We start from the raw sequence: 25,489 nt of genomic DNA, 5'->3' as shown, positions 1-25,489 counted from the left end.
ATTAGCAGCGGGGTATTTTTATTTAGGTAATTGATAGGAAAATTATTTCAATTCATTCCAGATAAGTGATGCGCTTCCTAAAATTGCTGCTTCGTTTTCTTTCAATCCGGATGGAAGTACAGGAATTTTATTTTTATAGATTGGCAATAAATAATTTTCAAAACTTTCGATAGTTGGTTTAAATATTAGTTCTCCCGCCTGTGCTAAACCACCGAATAAAAATATTTTTTCAGGTCGGGTATAACAAACTGAATTGGCGAGAGCAAATCCAAGTATCTCTCCGGTTTTTTTAAATGCTTCCAATGCAATGGAATCGCCCTCCAATGCTTTTTTACAAACTTCAGCGCTATCTATCATATTTCCCAAACTGGTTCTGAATTCATCCAGATTTTGGTTGCGCAATAATTCGTAATAGGTTTTTACAATTCCCGGAGCGCTTACATATTGTTCCAAACAACCTCTTCTTCCACAGGGGCATTCCCGTCCATTTCTATAAACTATAGTATGGCCAAGTTCTCCTGCAAGACTATCGTATCCATAAACAATATTACCTGCTACCACAATTCCGCTGCCCAAACCTGTGCCCAGTGTAATGAATAAATAATCTTTCATACCCTCCGCTGCTCCGTAATACATTTCACCCATTGCAGCAGCTTTTGCATCATTAGTTAATGCTACTGGTAATGAAAATATTTTTTCAAAATACTTTTTAAGAGGAATTACTCCCGTCCAAGGCAAATTAGGTGCAAAATCAATAGTACCTGTGTAGTAATTGCCATTGGGAGTGCCTATTCCAACTCCAATTAGATTTAGATCTAAATGAGCGCATTCTTTATTCGCCCATTTAAAAAGATCTTTTGGTAGTTTTTCGGGGTTGGGATAACCCTTGGTTTTTACCTTGTCGGAAATTAAAATTTCTCCTTTTCGGGTAACTAAACCGAATTTAATCCCGGTTCCTCCAATGTCAACTCCTAAAACTACATCCTGCATATAGATAATTTCGGCTAAAATTAATTATTTACTCAACAATCTTCTGTGATAATTTATCTGACCCAGATGATAGTTGAAATGAGCCAGTAAATAAGTAAGTATATAAGCGTTTGTTTTTCCTTCGCCGAATTTATCAGTTGGATATACCTGAAGAAGGGCTTCATCAGATAAATTGGATAAAGTTACGTCCAGCATATTTATCGTTTCATTCAGGTCGTTCATCAGTTGAAGTTTTGGAATATCTTTATCAGAAAATTCTCTGTCGCGGTCGCGCACATAACCTGTATCACCTAAATATGTTCCAATAAAAAAATTTAAATTTCCCATCAGATGTAAGGTAAGATTTCCTGCAGAATTTAAAATTCCGGGTTCCACTCTCCAAATATCCTCTTCTGAATTATATAAACTTATTTCAGTCATAAGAGAATTCAAATTTTTAAGATATACTTCTTTTAATGATTGTATCATATTATTTATTTTTTAATTATTTTTCAATGGCGAACTGTTGATATCCGTTTTTAATTTCTTCCACCACACCCGGATCTAGCAGAGTGGAAATATCTCCTAAATTATGTGATTCCCCTTCCGCGATCTTTCTTAAAATTCTGCGCATAATTTTACCACTTCTTGTTTTTGGCAATCCCGAAACAATTTGAATTTTATCAGGACGAGCTATGGCACCTATCATTTTTACCACAACATCTCTTATTTCCAAACGCAATTTATCTGCATCCAATATTTGTTTATCGCAAATCACAAATGCATAAATACCTTGTCCTTTAATATCATGTGGATATGCAACAACGGCACTTTCAATTACCTCCGGATGTTCATTAATGGCATTTTCCACTTCCGCAGTGCCAATGCGGTGACCGGAAACATTTATTACATCGTCAACACGTCCTATAATTCGGTAATTTCCATTTGCATCGCGTTTACAACCATCGCCGGTAAAATAGAGATCTTTAAAATGAGAAAAATAATTTAATCTGCATCTTTCATGATCATTATAAGTTGTGCGAATAATTGATGGCCATGGAAATTTAATACACAACAAGCCTTCTGCTACCAGCTCTGTTAATTCGTTACCGGAGGTGTCTACAATTATGGGTTGAATACCAGGTAAAGGTAAACTTGCAACGCTTGGAATGGAAGGTGTAACATTAGCAATACTGGAAATTAATATACCACCTGTTTCTGTCTGCCACCAGGTGTCCACTATCGGGCAAGTGTTTCTTCCGATCTTTTCATGATACCAATGCCAGGCTTCTTCATTAATGGGTTCGCCAACAGTTCCTAAAGTTTTTAAAGAACTTAAATTATAAGGTTCAATAAATTTATCTCCATAAACCATTAACGATCGGATAGCTGTTGGTGCGGTATAAAAAATGTTTACTTTGTATTTATCAATTGTGCTCCAGAATCTGCCTGCATCAGGAAAGGTTGGAATACCCTCAAATAATAATGATGTGGCGCCATTTAACAGAGGACCGTAAATTAAATAAGAATGTCCTGTTATCCATCCAATATCTGCAGTGCACCAATAAATATCATTTTTCTCATACTGAAATACATTTAAAAAAGTATAGGCAGTATAGATCATATATCCTCCAATGGAATGAACAACACCTTTTGGTTTGCCCGTTGATCCACTGGTATATAAAATAAACAGGGGGTCTTCGGAATCCATTTCGGCAGCGGTGAATTTATCAGACATGTTTTCTATCGCATCCTCCCACAAAAGATCAATTTTATTATTCCAGGTAATAATAGAATTGGTTCTTTTTTTTACGATCACTTTTTCAATGGAATTACAATTTGAAACTGCTTCATCCACAACATTTTTAATGTCGATTAATTTATTTCCGCGAAATGCACCATCGCTGCAAATCACCATTTTACATTGCGAATCATTTATTCTTTCTGATAATGATTGAGCAGAAAATCCTGCGAAAACAACAGAATGAATTGCCCCAACTCTTGCACAAGCTAACACGGCAATTACAAGCTCAGGGATCATGGGCATATAAATACAAATTCGGTCGCCCTTTTGTATTCCCTGATTAATTAATGCATTGGAGAATTTGCAAACGCTGTTAAGCAATTCTGCATAGGTGATCTTAATATTTTCTTCTTCCGGTTGATTCGGCTCCCAAATAATTGCGATTTTTTCAGGGTGAATTTTTGCCCATCTATCGAGACAATTTTCTGTAATATTTAATTTTCCATTTATGAACCATTTAATATCAGGCTCCTTAAAATTCCATTGCAATACGGTTTCCCATTTTTTTTTCCAAACAAATTCCTCCGCAATTCCCGCCCAAAATGCCTCCGGATTTTCCACACTAAACTGATAAGCAGATCGAAATTCTTCAGGTGTTTTAATTTTTTGCATCATAATTCCGCTCTAAATTACTAAATGGTATCAGGTATCAGGTATCGGGTATCAAGAATCAGGACTGTAGAAAGGACACAGGACACAGGACACAGGACAATGGACTTGACATAGGACAAGGGAAAGGGGACATAGGAAAACAAACGATGGGATTTGGATTAATGATTCACGAGAGGCCCTCGGCCTAGGAGGGTCTAACTGACAGATAAAAATTAGACACAAGAATCAGAAAACAGGATTTAACGTTGGGCAAGGAAAATGGGCAAAGAAAAACAAAGTGAGATCGAAGTTTTTTTGTCCTATGTCCTGTGTCCTATGTCCTTTGTCACGCATCCCCCTTGCATAAGCGGAATTTATGATGGATTTTTGCACCACAAATAACAAAAAATGATGGATTTTACAATATTTGCTCAAGCTGATGCCTGGATTGCTTTACTTACACTTACCGTTTTGGAAATAGTTTTGGGTATCGACAATATTGTATTTATATCTATCCTATCAACCAAGTTACCTTTGGAACAGCAACGCAAAGCCCGCAGAATAGGTTTGGCGCTGGCAATGATCACAAGAATTTTGTTATTATTATCGCTGAGTTGGATATTGGGTCTGGAAGAGGATCTGTTCAGTATTTTAAACCACGGTATATCGGGGAGGGATATTGTATTGTTGCTGGGTGGATTATTCCTCATATATAAGGCAACCACAGAAATTCATGAAAAAATTGAAGGCGTGGATCATGAAAATAATCCAAATATTAAAAGACCCTCCTTTGTATCAATAATTGTTCAGATTTTGATCCTTGATATCGTTTTTTCCCTGGATTCAGTTATCACCGCCGTAGGAATGGTTGAACCTGAAATGGTGATCGTTATGATACTTTCCGTAATAATTGCTGTTATTATAATGCTGTTCGCAGCAGATCCGATAAGCAATTTTGTCCAAAAACATCCAACTGTTAAAATGCTGGCACTATCATTTTTGGTGATGATAGGTGTAAGCTTATTGATTGAAGGATGGGGTGGACACGTTGAAAAAGGGTATATCTATGTCGCGATGGGATTCTCTGTTTTAGTAGAAATGCTTAACCTTCGTATGAAAGCAAATGCCCGTAAAAAAAAGGAAAAACATGATCTAGAGGAAAATGAGTTTGGCAACTAAAAGGAGTATGTAGTATATAGTATTTAGTAGTTAGAGGGGTCTGATTAATATTAGGCCGTTGACTTCATTCTTTCATTCTTTCATTCTTTCATTCCTTCATTCCTTCATTCCTTCATTCCTTTTCTTTCATTTTTCATTTTTTCATTATTCTTGTTTGAATAACCACTTTTGGCGTGCTGCCATATAAGCCGGGAAATAGGAAGCTATACTCCCGATAACAAATACCGTTAAAAAAACATTTAGGTAATCTTTCCATTCCAATGCAATAGGATAAGCAGTAACTACAAAAGTGCCCTGACCCGGAATTGTTATAAATCCGTATTTCATTTGAAGGACACACAAAATGGATGCAATAGTAAAACCTATAGTTATACTAACCAGGGTTTGTAAAACACCCTGAAAAAAAAAGATATTTCTTATCGTTTTTTCCGAAGCTCCCAATGAACGCAAGATTCCGATATCCTTTTTTTTATCAATAACCAACATTGCAATAGATCCTATCATATTAAATGCTGCGATAATAAATATGAATGTGAGAATAAAGTACACGGCCCATTTTTCTGTTTTCATTACTCGATATAAAAATTCATTTTGCATGAATCTGTTTTTGATTATATAATCTTCTCCAATAATGAGTTGAATCTTTTCAATGATCTCGTTCACATTTTTTTTATCTGATGTTTTTATTTCGAGCGTGCTGATCTCTCCATTCGAGTATTCAAGTAATTCACTGATAAATCCCAAGGAGGTAATTACATATTTACTGTCGAATTCCTGTTGTATACGAAAAACTCCCATCGGCTGAATACCCTTTTGTATAAAGGTGTTTCGGGGATTTGCTGACGGTTTTGATCCTCTTCGCGGCATGAATATTTGAATGGCAGGATAGTCTAAACCCAGACTCACATTCAGTGTAGATGCAACTCCGGAGCCTAATACAGCACAATTGAGTGTGTAATTTAAATAGTTATAATCTAAAATATAATCGCCGTAGTACACGCTGTCGTCAACAGCGGTCACATATTTATAAATGGTATCCACTCCTTTGATAGTGGCAATATGTTCTTGTTTATTATAAGCAAGCAATACATTTTCTTCCAAAGTTTTGGAAATATATTCTACACCTTCAATATTTTGAATTTGTGCAATTTTAGAACTGTCCATTACAAATACCTTTCCTTTGGCTGCACTTATAGTAATATCAGGATAAAAAGTACTATAAAGTCTGTCGACAAGATTTTCGAAACCATTAAATGCAGAAAGAACTATAATTAACGATGCAGAACCAATAATAATTCCGGTCATGGAAATGCCTGAAATAATATTGATGGCATTTGTTGATTTTTTTGAAAAAATATATCGCCAGGCTATCCGGAAAGTAAATTTCATTCAGGGTCTTTATTTTTATCTTCCTGCGTTTTTTTGAAAATTTCTTCTAGGCGGAAAACATTTTCGAGGGTGTCGTCAAGGAAAAACTGAATGTGTGGGATTATACGCAACGAATTGCGCATGATCTGCCCAAATCTCCTTCTGATATCTCCTCCATTTTTATTCAGACTTTCCACTACTTGTTCCCCAATTGCGGGATCGCCAAATACTGAAATAAATATTCTGCAATCCTGAAGATCCGGAGTTATGGAAGCCTGGGTAACCGTAACAAATTTATTTCCATAATAATTTGCTCCTTCGCGCTGTAAAAAGCTGCCCATTTCTTCCTGAATAAGCTGCCCCATCTTTTTTTGCCTCCTGCTGTCCATAATGATGCTAAGTTACGTCGTTTATGGCATAGATGTATAAGGAAAATCATTCCAGATACCTGATTTCCTTCCTTTCGGGCTCCTAATGCTTCAAAAGTGCCCGAACTGTAGTTTTTGTAAATTTGTGCAGCCATATGAAAAGTTACCTTAGGATTTTAAAATATGTTGGGCGGTTTAAACGCTACGCAATACTCAATTTTATATTTAATCTCTTCTACGCATTTTTTAACCTTTTTTCTATTTTGATGGTGATCCCTTTCCTTCAAATAATTTTTGACATGGTGAAGCCACCTACAGATAAACCTGAACTAAGCTGGAATCTGAAGGAACTAATGGGTTATTTTAATTATCAATTTGCGGAATATGTTGCAATTCACGGAAAAGCTTCAGGACTTCTGATCGTTTGTATTTCTGTTGTGGTAATGTTTTTTATAAAAAATATTTTTCGATATCTCGCTTTGTATTTTTTGGCTCCGTTGCGAACCGGCGTTGTAAGAGAATTGCGTCAGGGAGTATTTGATAAAATATTGCAATTGCCACTTTCCTATTTCAGCGAAACGCGCAAAGGGGATATTATAGCCCGAATGAGTACGGATGTTAAGGAAGTGGAGACAAGCATCATGAATACACTTGAATCTACATTCCGCGATCCTGTTACCATGTTGTGTTTTTTTATTGCTATGTTATTGATCAGTGTGGAGCTCACCGTATTTGTTTTTATTTTATTGCCCATTGCAGGTTTTGTAATTGGTAGGATAGGAAAATCTTTAAGGAGAAAATCGAAGAAGGAACAAAATCAATTGGGGTATTTAATGTCGCTATTTGAAGAATCACTTTCAGGTTTGAGAATTATTAAGGCATTTAATGCGGAGCGATATCAAAAAGCAAAATTTCTGAGAGAAAATAAATCATTGGAATATTTTGCAACCAGTGCGTTGAGAAGATGGCAACTTTCAAGTCCTTTAATCGAATTTTTAAGTATCTGTGTAGTTGCTGCATTATTGTATTACGGTGGAAGTATCATTATTGATGGAAAAAATAATTTTACTGCGGATATATTTATCGGTTATATTTTAGTTTTTGCGAACATGCTTGGGCCTGCACGAAATGTTGCAAATTCATACTTTTATATTCAGCGCGGAATTGCATCCCTGGAGCGCATTGAAAGTATCATGGATGCGGAAATAAATATTAAAGAAAGTCTGCACGCAACAAATATTAAAACATTTACTGCTGCGGTGGAGTATAAAAATGTCAGTTTCCGATATGCCGAAAATCTGGTTTTAAATAATATCAATATTAAGATCGACAAAGGTAAAATGGTTGCCTTGGTGGGTCCTTCCGGATCGGGAAAATCCACTTTCGCAGATCTGTTGGCAAGATTTCACGATGTAACGGATGGAGAAATTTTAATCGATGATTACAATATCCGTGACCTTAGAATAACCAGTCTTAGAAATCAACTGGGAATTGTAACCCAGGAATCTATTTTATTTAATGATACCGTTTATAATAATATCGCATTCGGGATTGATTACGCTGTGGAGGAAGATGTAATTAAAGCAGCTAAAGTAGCAAACGCACATGAATTTATTATGCGATTGGAAAATGGATATCAAACTGTTATTGGCGACAGAGGTTCTAAATTAAGCGGAGGTGAACGTCAGCGAATTACCATTGCACGCGCTATTTATAAAAATCCACCCATACTTATTTTGGATGAGGCAACCTCTTCACTCGATACAGAAAATGAAAAGTTGGTGCAGGATGCCTTATTTAAATTAATGAAGAACCGCACATCTATTGTTATTGCACATCGCTTATCTACAATACAATACGCTGATGAAATAATAGTGATGCAGGAAGGAAGAATAGTTGAACGGGGAAACCATAATGCCCTTATCGCTAAAAACGGATTGTATGCGCGTTTGGTTGAAATGCAGGCATTTTGATTTAGGAATAATTAAAAGTTTTATTCAAAACTCAGGATTCACACTTCACGAAATGAGTAATGAGTAATGAGTAGATTCATTTAAGCCCATAGTTCCTACTACTGACTATTGAATTTTGACTATTGGTGAGTAGTGAATAGGGAGTGGTGAGATCGCTTCGACTTGATAAGATATCAAAAAAAGGAGCTAAGTATTGGAGGTTTTCTCCGGAACTCAGCTCCTTTTTATTTAATGATTTAAAAAGAATTTTCCAATAAAAGCACAATTAATAATCAATTGTACCCAACCCGGCCATTGTTGTATTTATATGATCAATTGCTGCCTGTAACGATTTTTGAATTTGCGGATTTGTTTCATTTTCAAGTGCCGTTTCATAGGTGCCTTTCAAGCCTGAAATAATACCACTTGCGGTAAACGACATCCAGAAATTATTTTCATCAGATGCAATTTCTTTTAATGCATCTATTCCTTTTATAATGATATAAGAATCCGTTTGACGTTGCAAATATGGCTCGTAATTTATCATAACAAAGTAGGCATCATATCCTGAAGCTTCAGCGAATTTTTGGAGAAAGAAATCATTATCTATAGCATCTCCACCCATTCCTAAAATATTTAATACCGTATAGTTCAGGCTGTAGTTATCTTCATTTTTATATTTTCGCGCAAGTTCCAGTCCCTTTTTTTCGTCGTTGTTGTAAATAGAGGATAAACCTGCAGCTACCACTGTATATGAACTATCTCCCAAAGCTTGTTCGTAGGCCGACCATGCATTAATACCTGTAATTTCAGGTAAAGTATAAATTGCACTTGCTCTTACATAACTTCTTGGATCTGTTTTTGCCATATCCAAAATTCTATCTTTAATTTGTTGCGATGTATTTCCATCGAGTAATAGCGTATCCAATGCAAACTGACGTATTGCCCAATGTTTATCATATAAAGCTGATTCCACTAATTGGCGATAAGCTGGACTCTCATATTGATATTGACTAACAGCTTCTATTGCTTCTTTCCTGTCAACATACAAAGGCGCATTTTTATATTGAAAAGTATATTCCTCCAATGTTTTGTTTTCTGTTTTAACTCCCAACAACATTTTTTCCGCATCCACATTTACAAGGTCTGGTTTTGTTTCGTAATTAAATGTGAAAGCTTGTTTTTGTTTGTCAACTATAATACGTTTACGTTCTACTTTACCATTAATATAAATATCAACATCCAAAGGCAAAACATATAATGGAGTTGTAGTGGTATCCTGGTATTGCGTAACATTGATCACCAATTGTTTTTCATACTCCATGTATTCGGTATAAATATCAATATTGGCATGTCCGCTACTTAAGAACCATTGATTAAAGAACCAATTAAGGTCTTCACCGGAAACTGCTTCCATGGCCAAACGCAAATTGTGAATTTCTACAGAGTTGTATTTATTATCTACAAGATATTTATTTAAACCTGCAAAAAATGCTTCATCACCTAAATATTTACGAAGCATATGTAAAACTCTTCCTCCTTTGGCATACGAGTGTGAATCAAACATGTCTTCCCTTGTATCATATTTGAAACGAATAAGATCAACTTGTTTGTAATCCGATTCATCCAAATAGCTACTGAGATCGAGTGTGCCGGTATAATCAGCATCATCTCTTCCATATTTATATTCACGCCATAAATATTCACCATAAGTTGCGAACGATTCATTTAAAGGAAGATTACTCCAGCTTTCACAAGTTACAAGATCGCCAAACCATTGGTGAAATAATTCGTGGGAAATAACATCTTCATTATTTTCATCCAATAGGTCGCGACTGTGTTGTTGTAAAAATTCTCCATGAACTGTTGCAGAGGTGTTTTCCATTGCACCACTTACATAATCGCGCACAATTACCTGACTGTATTTTGGCCAAACATAATCAACACCTAACGTTTTAGAATAAAATTCAATCATTTCAGGAGTATTGCCGAAAATAGCTTTGGCATCTTTTTCATATTCTTTTTCAACGTAATAATTCACCGGTATTTTTTTCCAGGTATCTTTTACAATTGAATATTCCCCAATCGACATCATAAATAAATACGGAGCATGAGGTTGATCCATTTTCCAGTTGTCGGTGCGGGTTCCGTCCGCATTTTTTTTGGAAGAAATTAAAGCTCCGTTAGATAATGTCTGATATTTATCTTCAATGGTTATAAAAAAATTATTGGTGCATCTTTCGTTTGGTTTGTCGATAGTAGGACACCAGCAAGATGTTGCCTCTGTTTCTCCCTGTGTCCATATCTGCATCGGTTTATTTTTATCTGAACCATCATTATTAATAAAATATAAACCTTTATCTGCACTTATGGCAGCACTTCCACCGAGTGGCAGGTCGTTTGGTTTTGCGATATAATCGATAAATATTTTATATTCCTCTGTTCTGCTATAAGTGCGTCCGAGGTCAATTATCAATTTAAAAGTATCAGGAATGGAATCTGTATTATAAATATATTTTAAAGGTGTTTTTCCGGTGGCAGTTACCATGGAAACTTCCTTTATTTCAAATCCTTTTGCATCGAGTGTGAGTGTGGAGGTGGGTTGAAAGTAGGGTTTGATAGTGAGTGTTGCTTTCCCAAACATCCATGCTTTAGCCCAGTCAAATTTCACCTCAAGATTGGTATGGATCAAATCGCTGAGACGTGTTTCGGAGCCATGATACACCGAAGAACTATATTTGCTTACTGCAGTATCCAGGTAATCGTCGTAACTATAATCATCATAGTCATAATCATATTCACCCTCTCCTTCATAACTGTATTCATCATAAACTTCAGGTATCGTGTCGATATCACCAAGATATTCTTCTCCTGAATAGAGTTTTTTGGTTGGATCGCACTGATAAAATAAAACCACCGATAAAGTGGCTATTGCAAACATTTTTAATTTCATAGCTTTGTTTTTTGTATGTGCTGGTTTAAGCGGTGTAAAGGTAGTCAAGATAGCTTAAAACGGTGATACCTTAACTTTTAATATAGTAATTATGAATAAAGTAATAGTAAATGGCACAAAAACCTATGATATTGAAGGGGATAATGTTAATGGGTCCGAAATATTGACGGATATCATTCATGTAGATGGTCGTTTTTATCATTTATTAAAGGATGGAAAGTCGTTTAATATTGAAATAGTTAATCAGGACGCTACCGCAAAAACCTTTACCCTTAAAATTAATGGCAATCTCTATGATGTTCAGGTTAAGGATAAATTTGACCAGCTGATGGAACAAATGGGTTTCAACAGCAGCGATCAAAACAAAATGCGCGAGCTAAAAGCCCCAATGCCCGGATTAGTAATTGATGTTCGGGTTCAGGCGGGTGATGTTGTGAAAAAAGGTGATGCCTTGCTTGTGTTGGAAGCAATGAAAATGGAAAATGTGCTAAAAGCAGCAGGTGATGCAGTAGTGAAATCAATTTCCGTGGAAAAAGGAGTGAGCGTTGAAAAAAATCACGTGCTCATAATTTTTGAATGAGAGATCATTTATTAATTTGGTAATTTATCAGACGATCTGATTAGGTAATTTTATATTTGTAGTCTTCATAAATTTTATTCTTGCAAAAGAATAAAATCCATACAATCAGCATTTTTTGGTTTATCGCAGTTTGGCTGTTCATCGGTATCCGTCAAAAGCCGGACAGGCATTGGTACATCCGGCTGTTCCATTGGTACATTAAAACGATTGTCTCAAGCCTTAAATAAAGTATAATTCAGAAGCGTATTTCCCGGCAGTCAATCATTTGCTAATTAATATAAATATCATGTATCCTAATCAAACCCAAACATTTTCCATCCTCCACCACAGGTAAAACAGAAAGTTGTGAAGTTCTGTTTTCCATCATCGCCACAGCTTCCTTTAAACTAGCCCGGGGTGAAATAGAAATCGGATTCTTTGTCATGATGGTATTCACAAACATACTGGAAAGATCAGCATCGCGAATTAAACTTCTTCTTACATCACCATCGGTAACTAAACCAATAAGATTATTTTCTTTATCAACAACACAAGCAGCTCCCAGATTAAATTTTGTCATAGCAATAATTAACTCACGAAACGAATTATTTTCCGCAACCTGCGCAATTTCGTGTAATTCATGCATAACGTCTTCCACTTTCAACAATAAATTTTTTCCGAGTTGTCCACCCGGGTGAAATCGTGCGAAATCATTTTCAGTAAAACCTCTTGCATGCATTAAGGCAACTGCTAATGCATCACCAATTGCAAGTGCAACTGTTGTTGATGCAGTTGGTGCAAGATTTAACGCATCCGCTTCCTTTTCCACTGTTGCATCTAAAACATAATCAGAATTGCGGGCAATAGGGGAAGTAATATTTCCTACAATGGAAATTACTTTAGAATGCGATTCTTTAAAAAACGGAATTAAACGCAACATTTCTTCCGTAGTTCCACTCTTGGAGATCATTAAAACAGGATCTCCTTCCGCATATACTCCCAGATCGCCATGTGCTGCTTCCGCTGCATGCAAAAAAACGGCAGGTGTTCCGGTGCTGCACAATGTTGCAGTTATTTTTTGTGCAACAGCGCCAGATTTTCCAATACCACAAACAACGAGTTTGCCCTTGCTTTGCATAACGGATTCAACGGAATGATTGAATTGTTCATTCAGCTTATCCATAGCTTTTTTTATCTGTTCTGATTCGAAAAGCAATACATTTTTTGCGATCTCAAGATGACTCATCTGGTAATTTGTTAGTTTGGTAATTTGATAATTTATAGGCGACTGATCTCAAAATTTTCGTCCTTCTATATCTTTATACAATTGTTCTTTTGATAAATTTCTAAAATAATTATACGTGATCTTTAAACCTTCACTTCTGGAAACTTTTGGCTCCCAATGTAGTAATTTTCTGGCAAGGGTAATATCGGGTTGACGTTGTTTTGGATCGTCAACAGGTAATTCTTTATAAATAATTTTTTGATCTGTCCCGGTAAGTTCAATTATTTCTTCAGCAAATTCTTTAATGGTTATCTCATCGGGATTTCCAATATTAACAGGTAATGCATAATCACTCAATAATAAACGATAAATGCCTTCTATAAGATCATCTACATAACAAAAAGATCTCGTCTGACTGCCATCACCAAAAATTGTAAGATCTTCACCACGCAATGCCTGACCAATAAAAGCAGGTAATACACGACCATCATTTAATCGCATTTTCGGACCATAGGTATTAAATATTCTTGCTATACGTGTTTCTAATTTATGATATGTATGATAAGCCATTGTTATTGCTTCCTGAAATCTTTTCGCTTCATCATACACTCCTCTCGGACCAACAGGGTTTACATTTCCCCAATATTCTTCATTTTGAGGATGCACCAATGGATCACCATAAACTTCGCTGGTAGATGCAACTAAAATTCGTGCATTTTTCGCTTTTGCCAAACCCAATAAATTATGAGTTCCAAGAGAACCAACTTTTAATGTCTGTATCGGAATTTTTAAATAATCGATAGGAGAGGCCGGTGATGCAAAATGTAATATATAATCCAAATTTCCCGGAACATGTACAAATTTACTCACATCGTGATGAAAAAATTCAAATTGTTCGAGATGAAATAAATGTTCAATATTTGCCTTATCTCCCGTAATTAAATTGTCCATTGCAAGCACTTCATATCCTTCATTTATAAATCTATCACACAAATGTGATCCAAGAAATCCTGCTGCTCCGGTTATTAATACTCTTTTCATGGTTTAAATTTGAACTTCGGTGAAGTTGTTCTGAGTTCGGGGTTCTGAGTTCTGGGTTGGGTTAGTGCTTGCATGAATATTTGCTTTTTGATTGTTTAATATTTCTCAATTTGAAAATTGGTTTGTGAGTTTTTTAGGTCTTTTTTTTGTTCATGTAGTTGGGTCCGGAGTATTCTGATTTTTGTAAATATTTTATGAGGTTTTGATTTTTCGAATTTATTTGTTCAACTAAATTGTAGCCAGCGTCAAATTCATTTTTAGTAATATAATTTCTGTCTAAAGCCCGATAAAGTTGCGATTGTGATTCTCCACCGGAACCTTTTGAATAACGTAAAAAATTAACAAATTCCATATTTCCACCCCTGTTAAATCCTTCTGCTATATTATCCATTATTGATCCACTGGAAGAATTTATTTGATCCTTTAATTTATAATCTTTACTAAACTCCTCTCTTTGAATAAGCAAAGAAACCATTTTACAAAACTCTCTCGCCAATTGCCACGATTCAATATCCTCGAATCTCTTAAACGTTGCCATAATTTTATTTTTAAAGGTTAAACAATAACTAAAACTGTAAAAAAATGTTTAAACCCCTAAAAACATTTGGTGGGTAGTGAGTAGTGAGTAAAATCCACTCTCGAACCCAGAACTTAGAACTCAGAACCCAGAACTCAGAACTCAGAACCCAGAACTCAGAACCCAGAACCCAGAACTCAGAACCCAGAACTCAGAACTCAGAACCCAGAACCCAGAACTCAGAACCCAGAACCCAGAACTCAAAACCCCGAACTCACAACCCTTCTCCCCACACTCGCATAATAAAACCCCTGTTTCTCCATCTCTCCCAACTCAAACAAATTTCTCCCGTCAAATATGATATTATTTTTCAAACCTTTTTTTATGAGTTCGAAATCGGGAGAACGAAATACGCTCCATTCGGTAATTATCACAAGTGCATCTGCCTTTTCTAAAACTTCATATTGATTATCGCCATATTGAATACGATCTCCAATTTCTCTTTTTACATTTTCCATTGCCTCAGGATCAAAAGCGGAAATTTGTGCACCAAGTTGAATTAATGCATTGATAATAAATAATGCAGGTGCTTCACGAATATCGTCGGTATTCGGTTTAAAGGATAATCCCCAAACAGCAAACTTTTTATTACTTAGATCGTTACCGAATTTCGTAATTATTTTATCGATCAGCATCATCCACTGCGCTTCATTTACTTCCATCACCGATTTTAATATCTTAAATTCATATCCCGATTGATTCGACATGATATTTAATGCTTTAACATCTTTCGGAAAACAACTTCCCCCATATCCAACACCCGGGAATAAAAATCTGTTGCCTATTCGTGAATCACTTCCAATTCCTTTTCTAACCAGATCAACATCAGCTCCTAATATTTCACAGAGATTGGCAATTTCATTCATGAAAGTGATCTTGGTCGCTAAAAAAGAATTTGCGGCATATTTTGTGAGCTCCGCACTTTTTTCATCCATAAATATGATGGGATTTCCCTGCCGGACAAATGGAGCATATAAACGATTTAAAATTTCTTTGGCTTTTTCACTTTCTGTTCCTATTACAACCCGTTCAGGTTTCATAAAATCTTCCACCGCCATTCCTTCGCGCAAAAATTCCGGGTTACTTACAACGTCAAATTCGCACTGACAATTTTTTGCGATCAATGCATGTACTTTCTCTGCTGTACCAACCGGAACAGTACTTTTATCTATAATTATTTTATAAGAAGTAATAATATTTCCCAACTGTTCTGCAACAGCCAAAACATGTTTAAGATCCGCAGAACCATCTTCAGAAGGAGGGGTAGGAAGTGCTAAAAAGATAATGTCAGAATTATCAACTGCATATTTCAGATCTGTGGTAAATATTAAATTTCCCTGTTTGATATTCCGGTGAAAAATTGTTTCCAATCCCGGTTCATAGATCGGAATCTCCCCAGCTTGCATCCTTTGCACCTTTTCCTCATTAATATCGGCGCAAATAACCTGATTACCCGTTTCCGCAAAACAAGTCCCCGTCACCAACCCGACATACCCTGTTCCAATAACTGATAGTTTCATTGGGCAAAGGTAACGATGAATTGAGAATTGAGAAGGGTGAGTGGTGAGTGGTCAGTGGTGAGGATCGCTCCGAGTGAAAATTGATTTAATATTGGATCTATTTACTCCGACTCAAACGTCAAGGTCGGCTGGTTAATTATCAATTGTCAATTATCAATTGTCAATTGTTTTCGGCTGTTCATCGGTACATTGGTACATCCGGCTGTTCCATCGGCACATCAGCGTCAGCTGCATCAACTGCTCCCTTCCCTCATCTTCTCCGCATTCTCCGCCACCTGCAGCGCATCCAGGATCTCGTCAATATTCCCATTCATCACATCCGGAAGATTATACATGGTAAGATTTATTCTATGATCTGTAACACGGCTTTGAGGAAAATTGTAAGTTCTGATCTTTGCTGAGCGATCTCCTGTAGAAACTAACGTTTTTCTTGCTTTGGAGATCTTATCCATATGTTCGGCATAAAATTTTTCGTAGACACGGGTGCGAAGCACTTTCATGGCTTTTGCGCGGTTTTTTATCTGGGAGCGCTCATCCTGGCATTCGGCAATAATACCGGTAGGTAAATGTGTCATGCGCACCGCACTTTCTGTTTTATTTACGTGTTGTCCCCCCGCTCCACTTGCTCTGAAAACATCCACTTTCACATCACCCGGGTTAATTTCTATGTCAAATTCATCCGCTTCGGGTAAAACAGCTACAGTTGCAGCACTGGTATGCACTCTTCCCTGCGACTCCGTTTCCGGAACCCGTTGAACCCTGTGAACCCCACTTTCATACTTTAATTTACCATACACATTTTCGCCGGTCACCTCAAATACGATCTCTTTATACCCGCCTTTTTCCGTCTGATTTTCATTCATTACTTCCAACTTCCATCCTTGTTTAGCGATAAAGCGGGTATACATTTCTGCAAGATCTCCTGCAAAAATTGCTGCTTCATCTCCTCCTGTTCCTGCTCTTATTTCAATAATGGCGTTTTTTTCATCCTCCGGATCCTGTGGAATAAGCAATTGTTTTATTTCCTCTTCCAGATTTTCTTTTCTTTCCTCCAATTCCAATAATTCTCCTTTCGCCATCTCCCGCAACTCATCATCCTTTGCTGTGTTGAGAATTTGTCTGCTGTCCTGAAGATTTCCCAACACCATTTTATATTCTGCCAAGGCCTCCACAACCGGATCCATATCGCGATAATCCTTATTGAGTGATTTGTAGCGTTTCATATCACTCATGATCTCAGGATCGCTCAACTGCTCCTGAATGTGCAGCCAACGTTCTTTAATTGCCTCTAATTTTGATAAAAGATCCATGAATAATTTTTGGGTGATAAATTAATCGCTGCAAAGGTAATTAATGCAGCGCTAACGATTAATTACCTGATATACTGCTATCTGATCGGGTGTTCTTAAAAATATTTTATCACCTACAAGGTTTGTTTGCAGACCATTTTTTTCAGGCAAAGAAAGTAATAATTCAAATTGAGATTGAAAAATATACATGGATATTTCTGTATCCAAAGTGCATAAATAAAATTTATCATTCACCTGATCGGGTGTTTTTGGGATTTCACTTATTGTATAAATGTAATTAGCATAATTGTCAAAAACCAAAAGGCCTTGTGTTGAAGTGTATAAATATAATTTATTATTTACACTGAATAATCTAGGTTCCTGAATAGAAAAATTAAATAATTGATCAAAAGATTCACTTTCTGCAGCGGCATTTCCACTTTCATCCAGCTTAATTAATTTTCTGCTGAGATCGTCATACATCCAGATAAAATCGCTTTCACTTTCTTTACAAATTGCAGTGGGTTGATAATTATTTTTATTGATGTTGTTGCTGAGTTTTATCACAGATAGTTCTGCTAATTTATTATCCAATAATACCACAGTGTTGTAATCGGAATAAAATACCAATATTTTTAAGGCATTGGATGCATCAATTAATGTGGGACTTCCAAATTGTTTGTTGCTATAACTTCTTTGCGTGGAATCTACATAATTAAACTGCATAATTTCCTGTTTATCGTTGATATAATAAACATTAAATAAATTATCCGTAGTTAAAAAAGTACTTGTAACGTTTATTTTTAATATCAGCGAATCTTCCCCAAAACAATTGAGAGATAAAAAAATTAGAAATATGAAAATACTATTTTTCATAATATTTTAAAGTGCAGGTGCTACCATCAAATACTGCATAAGAATTAAATACTATCCAATCGCCCAAATTAATGAACGAACTGTTTTCTCCAATTGGTATCTGAATGGCTATATGCCGATGACCAAATAAAAAATAATCAAAATGTTCTTTTTTTAATACCTCTTTTGCATAAAGCATTTGCCATTCTTTATCTTCCCCTAAAAATTTGCGTTCCACATTGTACATTCTGCTATTATAGGAAAAGTAGCGTGCAATTTTAAATGCAAGGTAGGGATGTAGCATGCCAAATAAAACCTGTGCCAGTCTGCTTTTGAATATTTTTTTCATGAACTTAAAGCCATTATCTCCTGGACCAATTCCATCGCCATGTCCTATATAAAATTTTTTGCCATTAGCTTCCAATTGTATGGGCTTGTGATGCACAGGAATTTTTAATTCCTCTTCAAAATAACCAAACATCCACAAATCGTGATTTCCGGTAAATATTTGTATATCTATACCACTATCTTTTAATTCGGCGAGTTTTCCCAACAATCGAACAAACCCTCTTGGAACAACATGTTTATATTCAAACCAAAAATCAAACAGATCGCCAATTAAAAAAATTTGTTTGGCTTCTGATTTAATTTCATCCAACCAACGCACTATTTTTTTTTCTCTTTCAAGACTGGATGCGTGATCGGGAATGCCGAGATGAAAATCGGAGGCGAAATAAATTTTTGTTCTTTCCATCCGCTGATTATACCGGCCAATTATCAATTAAAAATACATATACTTCTTTAGGTCCGTGGGCACCAAGCACTAATGTTTTTTCAATGTCGGCAGTTCTGCTCGGACCAGTATTTAAATTTACCATGGAAGGAAAATTGCCATCGTATTTTTTTCTTATAGCTGCAAATCCGTCATGAATATCCAATACCAATTGTTTGGTAGAGGCGATCACTATATTTACTTCAGGAAAAATAGGTAAAGTTCTTCCGCTTTGCTGACGGCTCGAAATTAAAATAGAACCCGTACGTGCAATTAATGCCTCACATAACATAATACCTGCATCCGCTTCCAAAACCGATGCGTTATTTTCATATTGAATAAACTGATTGCGGTCGAATAATTCGTGTAATTGTTTTTCGGGACAAACAATATGCGCCCAGGCTTTTTGTGTAACCAATTCTTTTAAGGTGTCAACACATTCCTTTTCATTTTCACAAAACACAAATTGACCCGAAACCGCCGTAAAAGCCTCTGCAAAAATTATTTCCAGTGCCTCGTTCTCTATTGCATAAAACGAATCGTTGGTTTCCAGATTTGCATAAGGTTGTTTTGTTTGATGCAATAAGGCACTGCGCACATTGCTGAGTATTTTTTCTTTGGCGGATAATATTTTTGCCATATAATTTTTTATCGGGTTATTCCTAATGTTTTCTGAATGAAAGTTCAAATTTCAGTTATTTCCAATAAACATTGCTTTGTGTTATAAACAATCTAAAAAAGCGTTATCCAACTTAAATTCCTATTGGCCACCCGTCATTGCGAGAAATTCCACCGGAATTTCGAAGCAACCCTTCCAATGTTACCCAAACTCCCACTCAAATCCACCTATTAAAAATACCAAACCGCGGCAATAACGGCCGCGGTCGGTTAATATTATTAAGCACTTAGTTCAACCTTCAAAAAGGTTTCACCTCCGTATCCTCCGGCTTTAATTTTTCCACTTCAGGCACAACATGATCCGCTCCATTTTCTGAAATTACTATCGTTTCTTTCTCCTCCAATTTCACCGCTTCATGATGTTTTTCATCAAAAGGACGCTGACCAATAAGTCTGTCCATATCTGCTTTGAAGATAATTTCCTTATCCAGTAATTCTTTGGCGATTATTTCTAATTGTACTTTTTTAGTGGATAATAATTCCTTTGTTCTGATATAAGCAGCAGCAATTAATTTTCGCACTTCTTCATCAATAACGGTTGCAGTTTGCTCAGAATAGGGTTTTGCAAAACGATAATCCTGACTCTGATCGTTATAAGAAATATTTCCAATCACTTCGTTCATACCATAAATGGTAACCATAGCATAACTCATTTTGGTAATGCGCTCCAGGTCGTTTTGTGCACCTGTGCTTATTTTTCCAAAAATGATATCCTCAGCCGCTCTTCCACCTAAAGTCATACACATCATATCTATCAATTGTTCTTTGGTATATAGATACTGTTCTTTTGGAAGATATTGAGCATAACCTAAAGCAGCAATTCCTCTTGGAACTATACTCACTTTCACTAATGGATCAGCGTGTTCCAAATACCATCCACAAATTGCATGTCCTGCTTCGTGATAAGCAACTATTTTTTTCTCATCCTGAGATATCAGTTTATTTTTCTTTTCTAATCCACCAATAACACGGTCAACAGCATCATTAAAATCCTGCATCTCCACAAATTTCTTTCCTCTTCTGGCTGCAATTAGAGCTGCTTCGTTACAAACATTTGCAATATCGGCACCCGCAAAACCAGGAGTTTGTAACGCCAACTTATGAGGGTCAACTTCCGGAGAAACCTTGATAGGCTTCAAATGCACCTTAAATATTTGCTCACGTCCTGCAAGATCCGGTTTATCGATAGAGATCTGACGGTCAAAACGTCCCGGACGCAATAAAGCAGGGTCCAAAACATCCGGACGGTTCGTGGCAGCGAGAATTATTACACCCTTGTCGGTCCCAAACCCATCCATTTCCACCAACAATTGATTGAGGGTGTTCTCACGCTCGTCGTTGCTTTGGATCATATTCTTGCCCCTGGCGCGTCCTATTGCGTCAATTTCATCTATGAATATGATACATGGGGCCTTTTCACGAGCCTGACGGAAGAGGTCACGAACACGGCTCGCACCTACTCCCACAAACATCTCCACAAAATCGGAACCCGAAATACTGAAGAAAGGAACCTGCGCTTCACCAGCCATAGCCTTGGCTAAAAGCGTTTTTCCCGTTCCCGGACTACCTACTAAAAGCACCCCTTTCGGTATTTTTCCGCCCAAAGCGGTATATTTTTTAGGATTTTTGAGAAAATCCACTACTTCCATTACTTCTTCCTTGGCTTCATCCAATCCGGCAACATCGTTAAATGTAACATTCACCTTGGTGTCCTTATCGTAAAGATTAGCTTTCGACTTACCGATATTAAATATCTGTCCGCCGCCGCCCATGCCACCGCCACCGGTAACTCTGCGCATAATAAAGATCCAGATACCAAGAATCAATACAAAAGGCAATATCCAGCTCAAAAGACTCATCAACACATTAGTGCGTTCTTCACTTTCCGGCTGAAGTTTATTTTCTTCAGGCCAGCTCGCCTGCCAATCGTTCAATTGATTAATAAAGGCATCCGGTGTGGTAACCTTATATTTATACTGGGCACCTTTTTCCGGAACCTTGTCCTTTTTATAGGGTTCGTTCGTTAAACGGTCTGCTTTAATGTATATCTCGGCATAATCATCATTCACGATAACAATGCGATTAACATCACCCTTTTGAAGCATTTCGGTATTAAATTTCTTAATATCCTTTAATTCCACAGGGTTTCCTTCAAACGGAAAATACATAAATGCTATTAAAACTGCTGCTATCACTGCATAGATCCAATAGAAATTAAACTTCTTTTGCGGTGTCGGTTTGTTCTTGTTTTGATTGTTTTGTTCTGTACTCATCGAAATTATTAATCTCTTTTAACTTACTTTTTTAACTAAGGCATCGTGCCATAGCTCCTCCAATTGATAAAAATTGCGGGTTTCACGATAAAAAACATGAACAACTACATTCATATAATCCACCAATACCCATTCGCAGTTTTCAAAACCCTCTTTTCCTAAAGGTTTCATGCCTGTAATCTCAAACACATTTTCTACAATATGGTTTGCTATAGCTCTAACTTGCGTGGTTGAATCCGCGTGGCAAATGATAAAATGGTCTGTTGCAGCATCATTTAAACTGCTTAAGTCCAGATGAACGATATTTTCACCCTTTTTATCCTGAATACTTTCAATGACGGCATCGGTCAACGAATATTGTGCCTCCTCTAATTTCTTTGTTTTTTTTCTCACTTACTTTGTAATGAATGGCAAAGTTACGAATTCTTTTGCGGGCTCTTGAAAATACGGTATTCCTGGGAAAGGAGCTCATACATCTCGACAGGGTGGATAGCACTAATACCTATCTTAAAGAGCTGCTCAATTCTGATAAACGTCCAAATGAAGGATTATTGGTATTTGCAGAGGATCAATTTGCAGGAAAAGGACAACTCGGAGCAACCTGGAAAAGCGAACTCGGAGAAAATATAGCGGTAAGTATCCTGTTCTCCCCAACCTTTTTGGAACCGAAACAGATCTTTTATTTTAACAAGGCAATTGCTCTTGCCGTGAGAGATTGTGTGGAATACTTTATGGGCAAGCAACCTGAGCAGAAGATAAAAGTTTCCATTAAATGGCCTAATGATATTTTAGTTGGGGATAGGAAGGTTGCCGGTGTTTTAATCGAAAATATCTTTCGGGCTAATACAATTGAAAATAGTATTGTAGGGATAGGAATTAATGTCAATCAAGAATTTATAAAGGAAAAAACATTATTTGCCATTTCTTTAAAGGAATTAATAAGTGCTAATATTGATATTTCTGATACGCTTTTAATTTTATGTGCAAAACTGGAAAAATATTATTTTCTTTTAAGGGGATATAACTTTAAGGAAATAGATGGTTTATATCACAAACATTTGTTTGGTTTGGGGGAGGATAAAAATTTTATTGTGAATGGAACTACATTCAAAGGAGTAATAAAAGGTGTTGGGGAAGATGGCCTGCTCCATATTGAAGTTGATGGAGGCATAAGGGCGTTTGAAGTAAAACAGATTGAGTTCGTTAAATAAGTGAATATTTCGAAAATATAGTTACATTCAGAAATAAGAAATAGCAAAACAAAAAAACATCATAAAGGAAATTTGCAATAAAAAAATAATTAACCTCAAAATAATTAATAAATTTGAAATTCCATTTTCAGAAAAATTAAATGTCAGAAAAATTAAACAATAAAACAATTTTTTCCTTACTGGAGGTTACCAAAAGTATTCAGAAAACAATTTCTGAGCGCTATAAAACAGATTTTTGGGTAAAGGCAGAAATGAATAAACTCAATCTTTATCGGCATTCGGGACATTGTTATCCGGAATTAGTAGAAAAACAAGGAGAAAAAGTAGTTGCCCAAATACGTTCCATTTTGTGGAAGGATGATTATGTAAGAATTAATAATGCATTTTTAAAAATATTACAGGAACCATTAAAAGACGGGATAAAAATTTTATTTCTGGCAAATATTACCTTCGATCCTGTACATGGTTTGTCGCTTCGCATAATGGATATAGATCCCGGATATACTTTGGGGGATCTTGAAAGGGAAAAACAGGAAACAATTCAGCGTTTGCAAACGGAAGGAATTTTCGGATTAAATAAAACCATGAAATTATCATTATTGCCAAAACGTATTGCAATAATTTCAGTGGAATCAAGTAAAGGGTATGCCGATTTCACAAGAGTGCTAGATTCTAACAATTGGAATTATAAATTTTTTCACATGCTTTTTCCTTCAGTTTTACAGGGTGAAAAAGCCATTCCTTCCATAAGCCGGCAATTATCCAGAATTAAAAAGGTGAAACAACATTTTGATGTAGTTGCAATAATTCGAGGGGGTGGGGGAGATGTTGGATTATCTTGTTATAATAATTATGCCCTCGCAAAAGAAATAGCCTTATTTCCGCTTCCGGTTATAACGGGTATAGGACATGCTACCAACCTCACAGTATCAGAAATGATCTCCTACGAAAATGCAATTACCCCAACTAAAATTGCGGAATATCTCTTACAGAAATTTCACAATTTTTCCGTTCCGGTACAAAAGGCGCAAGATTTTATAATTGATGAATCGCAACAATTATTAACTGATCAAAACATAAAACTGAGATCCTACACCCAACTATTCAGATCGGTGGTCGAAAATAAATTGCTTTCCAATAACAGTATCATTAAAGAACAAATACGCAGTATCGTTCAACAGTCCGGATTTTTATTTAAAAATGAACGATTGTCACTTTCAACAATTATGGCAGATATGCAAAAGGATGCAACTGCCTCCTGCAGAACATCAGCATTAAATATCCAAAATCTAAATAGTAGAATTCAGGTATTGTTATCAGGTTATGTCAAGAATAAAAATCTGGAACTCGATCATCTGGAAAAAAATATGATCAATATGAGCCCTAAAAAAGTTTTGCAGCGGGGATATAGTATAACCTTGTTTAAAGGAAAAGCCATAAAAAATACATCTGAATTAAATGCAGGAGATGAAATAAAAACGATAATTTTGAACGGCGAAATAAATAGCACCGTTAATAAAATAAAAGAGGGCGAATCAACATGAAAGATAAAATGAATTATACCGAAGCATTCGAAGAACTTCAAACCATAGTTGCTGAAATTGAAGACGGTGAAATATCTGTTGACGAATTATCAGAAAAAGTAAAACGCGCTGCTCTCCTTATAAAGATCTGTAAATCAAAATTAACATCAACAGAAGAAGATGTAAATAAAATTTTGAAAGAATTGGACGAAGACGCGTGAATCGTGAATCGGCAATCGTGAATCCGTACTAAGACATAGTGAGGCTCTCGCTCTCAGCGAGGTTCTCACTAACGGTATTACCTAAGGGTATCAAGCATCAAGAATCAGGAAAACAAATAATGCGCGCAATAAAATTTCGCCAGAAATTTAAACTCCTTTCTCCTTTTATAGTATCAATTATCAAAATAATAAAAAGTGGAATTTGCATTAATTCGGAGATAGTGAGGCTCTCGCTCTTAGCGAGGGTCTCACTAACGGCATACACCCAAAATTTCGCCAGAAATTTAAACTCCTTTCTCCTTTTATAGTATCAATTATCAAAATAATAAAAAGTGGAATTTGCATTAATTCGGAGATAGTGAGGCTCTCGCTCTTAGCGAGGGTCTCACTAACGGCATACACCCAAAATTTCGCCAGAAATTTAAACTCCTTTCTCCTTTTATAGTATCAATTATCAAAATAATAAAAAGTGGAATTTGCATTAATTCGGAGATAGTGAGGCTCTCGCTCTTAGCGAGGGTCTCACTAACGGCATACACCCAAAATTTCGTCAGAAATTTA

The 25,489-nt window shown here is 36.2% G+C and carries 22 protein-coding genes; 6 read left to right on the top strand and 16 right to left on the bottom strand.

What is annotated here, in order from left to right; genetic code table 11:
- Positions 1 to 42: 42 nt before the first annotated feature.
- The 3 genes from IPI31_01380 to acs are packed head-to-tail and all read right to left on the bottom strand — an operon-like array spanning position 43 to position 3,388.
- The gene (locus IPI31_01380) at positions 43 to 990 is read right to left on the bottom strand and encodes an ROK family protein (GenBank protein ID MBK7566455.1); all 948 of its coding nucleotides are present in this window, start codon (positions 988 to 990) and stop codon (positions 43 to 45) included.
- Positions 991 to 1,014: 24 nt separating this feature from the next.
- Positions 1,015 to 1,458 (bottom strand): DUF1572 family protein, encoded by a 444-nt coding sequence (locus IPI31_01375; GenBank protein ID MBK7566454.1) that lies wholly within the window; start codon positions 1,456 to 1,458, stop codon positions 1,015 to 1,017.
- Between the two features lie 16 nt (positions 1,459 to 1,474).
- Positions 1,475 to 3,388, bottom strand: a complete 1,914-nt coding sequence (acs, locus tag IPI31_01370) for an acetate--CoA ligase (GenBank protein ID MBK7566453.1) — start codon at positions 3,386 to 3,388, stop codon at positions 1,475 to 1,477.
- A 387-nt stretch (positions 3,389 to 3,775) separates the two neighbouring features.
- Between acs and IPI31_01365 the strand changes: the two genes are divergently transcribed.
- Positions 3,776 to 4,543: a TerC family protein gene (locus IPI31_01365; GenBank protein ID MBK7566452.1), complete on the top strand. Its 768-nt coding sequence runs from the start codon at positions 3,776 to 3,778 to the stop codon at positions 4,541 to 4,543.
- Positions 4,544 to 4,687: 144 nt separating this feature from the next.
- Here the strand turns inward: IPI31_01365 and IPI31_01360 are convergent, their stop codons facing one another.
- Positions 4,688 to 5,932 carry an ABC transporter permease gene (locus IPI31_01360; protein ID MBK7566451.1) on the bottom strand — a complete coding sequence of 415 codons (1,245 nt, stop codon included), beginning with the start codon at positions 5,930 to 5,932 and terminating at the stop codon, positions 4,688 to 4,690.
- On the bottom strand, positions 5,929 to 6,300 hold the full coding sequence (rbfA, locus tag IPI31_01355) for a 30S ribosome-binding factor RbfA (GenBank protein ID MBK7566450.1): 372 nt from the start codon (positions 6,298 to 6,300) through the stop codon (positions 5,929 to 5,931). Before rbfA ends, IPI31_01360 begins: the two co-directional genes overlap by 4 nt.
- A gap of 134 nt (positions 6,301 to 6,434) precedes the next feature.
- Between rbfA and IPI31_01350 the strand changes: the two genes are divergently transcribed.
- Positions 6,435 to 8,252, top strand: coding sequence for an ABC transporter ATP-binding protein (locus IPI31_01350; GenBank protein MBK7566449.1), 1,818 nt, complete (start codon positions 6,435 to 6,437; stop codon positions 8,250 to 8,252).
- Positions 8,253 to 8,517: 265 nt separating this feature from the next.
- Here IPI31_01350 and IPI31_01345 read toward each other — a convergent pair whose 3' ends face one another.
- Positions 8,518 to 11,184 (bottom strand): M1 family metallopeptidase, encoded by a 2,667-nt coding sequence (locus IPI31_01345; protein ID MBK7566448.1) that lies wholly within the window; start codon positions 11,182 to 11,184, stop codon positions 8,518 to 8,520.
- 91 nt (positions 11,185 to 11,275) lie between these two features.
- Here IPI31_01345 and IPI31_01340 point away from each other — a divergent pair, with 91 nt between their 5' ends.
- Positions 11,276 to 11,764 carry a biotin/lipoyl-binding protein gene (locus tag IPI31_01340; GenBank protein ID MBK7566447.1) on the top strand — a complete coding sequence of 163 codons (489 nt, stop codon included), beginning with the start codon at positions 11,276 to 11,278 and terminating at the stop codon, positions 11,762 to 11,764.
- Between the two features lie 268 nt (positions 11,765 to 12,032).
- Here the strand turns inward: IPI31_01340 and IPI31_01335 are convergent, their stop codons facing one another.
- The 10 genes from IPI31_01335 to rsfS form a co-directional block, all read right to left on the bottom strand.
- A complete protein-coding gene (locus tag IPI31_01335) occupies positions 12,033 to 12,989 on the bottom strand; it encodes a KpsF/GutQ family sugar-phosphate isomerase (GenBank protein ID MBK7566446.1) in 957 nt (318 codons plus the stop codon).
- Positions 12,990 to 13,037: 48 nt separating this feature from the next.
- A complete protein-coding gene (locus IPI31_01330) occupies positions 13,038 to 14,009 on the bottom strand; it encodes an SDR family oxidoreductase (GenBank protein MBK7566445.1) in 972 nt (323 codons plus the stop codon).
- A 133-nt stretch (positions 14,010 to 14,142) separates the two neighbouring features.
- Positions 14,143 to 14,547, bottom strand: a complete 405-nt coding sequence (locus tag IPI31_01325; protein MBK7566444.1) for a four helix bundle protein — start codon at positions 14,545 to 14,547, stop codon at positions 14,143 to 14,145.
- Positions 14,548 to 14,786: 239 nt separating this feature from the next.
- Positions 14,787 to 16,106, bottom strand: coding sequence for a UDP-glucose/GDP-mannose dehydrogenase family protein (locus IPI31_01320; GenBank protein MBK7566443.1), 1,320 nt, complete (start codon positions 16,104 to 16,106; stop codon positions 14,787 to 14,789).
- Positions 16,107 to 16,339: 233 nt separating this feature from the next.
- Positions 16,340 to 17,416, bottom strand: a complete 1,077-nt coding sequence (gene prfA, locus IPI31_01315) for a peptide chain release factor 1 (protein ID MBK7566442.1) — start codon at positions 17,414 to 17,416, stop codon at positions 16,340 to 16,342.
- 51 nt (positions 17,417 to 17,467) lie between these two features.
- Positions 17,468 to 18,271 carry a hypothetical protein gene (locus IPI31_01310; GenBank protein ID MBK7566441.1) on the bottom strand — a complete coding sequence of 268 codons (804 nt, stop codon included), beginning with the start codon at positions 18,269 to 18,271 and terminating at the stop codon, positions 17,468 to 17,470.
- A complete protein-coding gene (locus tag IPI31_01305) occupies positions 18,261 to 19,004 on the bottom strand; it encodes a UDP-2,3-diacylglucosamine diphosphatase (protein ID MBK7566440.1) in 744 nt (247 codons plus the stop codon). The genes IPI31_01310 and IPI31_01305 overlap by 11 nt, the downstream gene beginning before the upstream one ends.
- A gap of 7 nt (positions 19,005 to 19,011) precedes the next feature.
- The gene (locus IPI31_01300; GenBank protein ID MBK7566439.1) at positions 19,012 to 19,662 is read right to left on the bottom strand and encodes an LUD domain-containing protein; all 651 of its coding nucleotides are present in this window, start codon (positions 19,660 to 19,662) and stop codon (positions 19,012 to 19,014) included.
- Between the two features lie 277 nt (positions 19,663 to 19,939).
- On the bottom strand, positions 19,940 to 21,973 hold the full coding sequence (gene ftsH / locus IPI31_01295) for an ATP-dependent zinc metalloprotease FtsH (protein MBK7566438.1): 2,034 nt from the start codon (positions 21,971 to 21,973) through the stop codon (positions 19,940 to 19,942).
- A gap of 18 nt (positions 21,974 to 21,991) precedes the next feature.
- On the bottom strand, positions 21,992 to 22,324 hold the full coding sequence (gene rsfS / locus IPI31_01290; protein ID MBK7566437.1) for a ribosome silencing factor: 333 nt from the start codon (positions 22,322 to 22,324) through the stop codon (positions 21,992 to 21,994).
- Between the two features lie 56 nt (positions 22,325 to 22,380).
- Here rsfS and IPI31_01285 point away from each other — a divergent pair, with 56 nt between their 5' ends.
- From IPI31_01285 to xseB, 3 genes are all read left to right on the top strand, one after another.
- Complete coding sequence (locus tag IPI31_01285; GenBank protein MBK7566436.1) at positions 22,381 to 23,184, top strand: biotin--[acetyl-CoA-carboxylase] ligase; 804 nt, start codon at positions 22,381 to 22,383, stop codon at positions 23,182 to 23,184.
- Positions 23,185 to 23,324: 140 nt separating this feature from the next.
- The gene (gene xseA, locus IPI31_01280; GenBank protein ID MBK7566435.1) at positions 23,325 to 24,728 is read left to right on the top strand and encodes an exodeoxyribonuclease VII large subunit; all 1,404 of its coding nucleotides are present in this window, start codon (positions 23,325 to 23,327) and stop codon (positions 24,726 to 24,728) included.
- On the top strand, positions 24,725 to 24,928 hold the full coding sequence (gene xseB / locus IPI31_01275) for an exodeoxyribonuclease VII small subunit (GenBank protein MBK7566434.1): 204 nt from the start codon (positions 24,725 to 24,727) through the stop codon (positions 24,926 to 24,928). Before xseA ends, xseB begins: the two co-directional genes overlap by 4 nt.
- Positions 24,929 to 25,489 lie beyond the last annotated feature (561 nt).

The organism is Bacteroidota bacterium (assembly GCA_016706865.1).
In the GTDB taxonomy this organism is placed as follows: domain Bacteria; phylum Bacteroidota; class Bacteroidia; order Chitinophagales; family BACL12; genus UBA7236.
This window is presented reverse-complemented; position numbering and strand designations above follow the sequence as displayed.

Bases quoted from the DNA above. Each gene is read 5' to 3' on its own strand.
- IPI31_01380 (MBK7566455.1), bottom strand. From the start codon at position 990: ATGCAGGATGTAGTTTTAGGAGTTGACATTGGAGGAACCGGGATTAAA.
- IPI31_01375 (MBK7566454.1), bottom strand. From the start codon at position 1,458: ATGATACAATCATTAAAAGAAGTATATCTTAAAAATTTGAATTCTCTT.
- acs (MBK7566453.1), bottom strand. From the start codon at position 3,388: ATGATGCAAAAAATTAAAACACCTGAAGAATTTCGATCTGCTTATCAG.
- IPI31_01365 (MBK7566452.1), top strand. From the start codon at position 3,776: ATGGATTTTACAATATTTGCTCAAGCTGATGCCTGGATTGCTTTACTT.
- IPI31_01360 (MBK7566451.1), bottom strand. From the start codon at position 5,932: ATGAAATTTACTTTCCGGATAGCCTGGCGATATATTTTTTCAAAAAAA.
- rbfA (MBK7566450.1), bottom strand. From the start codon at position 6,300: ATGGACAGCAGGAGGCAAAAAAAGATGGGGCAGCTTATTCAGGAAGAA.
- IPI31_01350 (MBK7566449.1), top strand. From the start codon at position 6,435: ATGAAAAGTTACCTTAGGATTTTAAAATATGTTGGGCGGTTTAAACGC.
- IPI31_01345 (MBK7566448.1), bottom strand. From the start codon at position 11,184: ATGAAATTAAAAATGTTTGCAATAGCCACTTTATCGGTGGTTTTATTT.
- IPI31_01340 (MBK7566447.1), top strand. From the start codon at position 11,276: ATGAATAAAGTAATAGTAAATGGCACAAAAACCTATGATATTGAAGGG.
- IPI31_01335 (MBK7566446.1), bottom strand. From the start codon at position 12,989: ATGAGTCATCTTGAGATCGCAAAAAATGTATTGCTTTTCGAATCAGAA.
- IPI31_01330 (MBK7566445.1), bottom strand. From the start codon at position 14,009: ATGAAAAGAGTATTAATAACCGGAGCAGCAGGATTTCTTGGATCACAT.
- IPI31_01325 (MBK7566444.1), bottom strand. From the start codon at position 14,547: ATGGCAACGTTTAAGAGATTCGAGGATATTGAATCGTGGCAATTGGCG.
- IPI31_01320 (MBK7566443.1), bottom strand. From the start codon at position 16,106: ATGAAACTATCAGTTATTGGAACAGGGTATGTCGGGTTGGTGACGGGG.
- prfA (MBK7566442.1), bottom strand. From the start codon at position 17,416: ATGGATCTTTTATCAAAATTAGAGGCAATTAAAGAACGTTGGCTGCAC.
- IPI31_01310 (MBK7566441.1), bottom strand. From the start codon at position 18,271: ATGAAAAATAGTATTTTCATATTTCTAATTTTTTTATCTCTCAATTGT.
- IPI31_01305 (MBK7566440.1), bottom strand. From the start codon at position 19,004: ATGGAAAGAACAAAAATTTATTTCGCCTCCGATTTTCATCTCGGCATT.
- IPI31_01300 (MBK7566439.1), bottom strand. From the start codon at position 19,662: ATGGCAAAAATATTATCCGCCAAAGAAAAAATACTCAGCAATGTGCGC.
- ftsH (MBK7566438.1), bottom strand. From the start codon at position 21,973: ATGAGTACAGAACAAAACAATCAAAACAAGAACAAACCGACACCGCAA.
- IPI31_01285 (MBK7566436.1), top strand. From the start codon at position 22,381: ATGGCAAAGTTACGAATTCTTTTGCGGGCTCTTGAAAATACGGTATTC.
- xseA (MBK7566435.1), top strand. From the start codon at position 23,325: ATGTCAGAAAAATTAAACAATAAAACAATTTTTTCCTTACTGGAGGTT.
- xseB (MBK7566434.1), top strand. From the start codon at position 24,725: ATGAAAGATAAAATGAATTATACCGAAGCATTCGAAGAACTTCAAACC.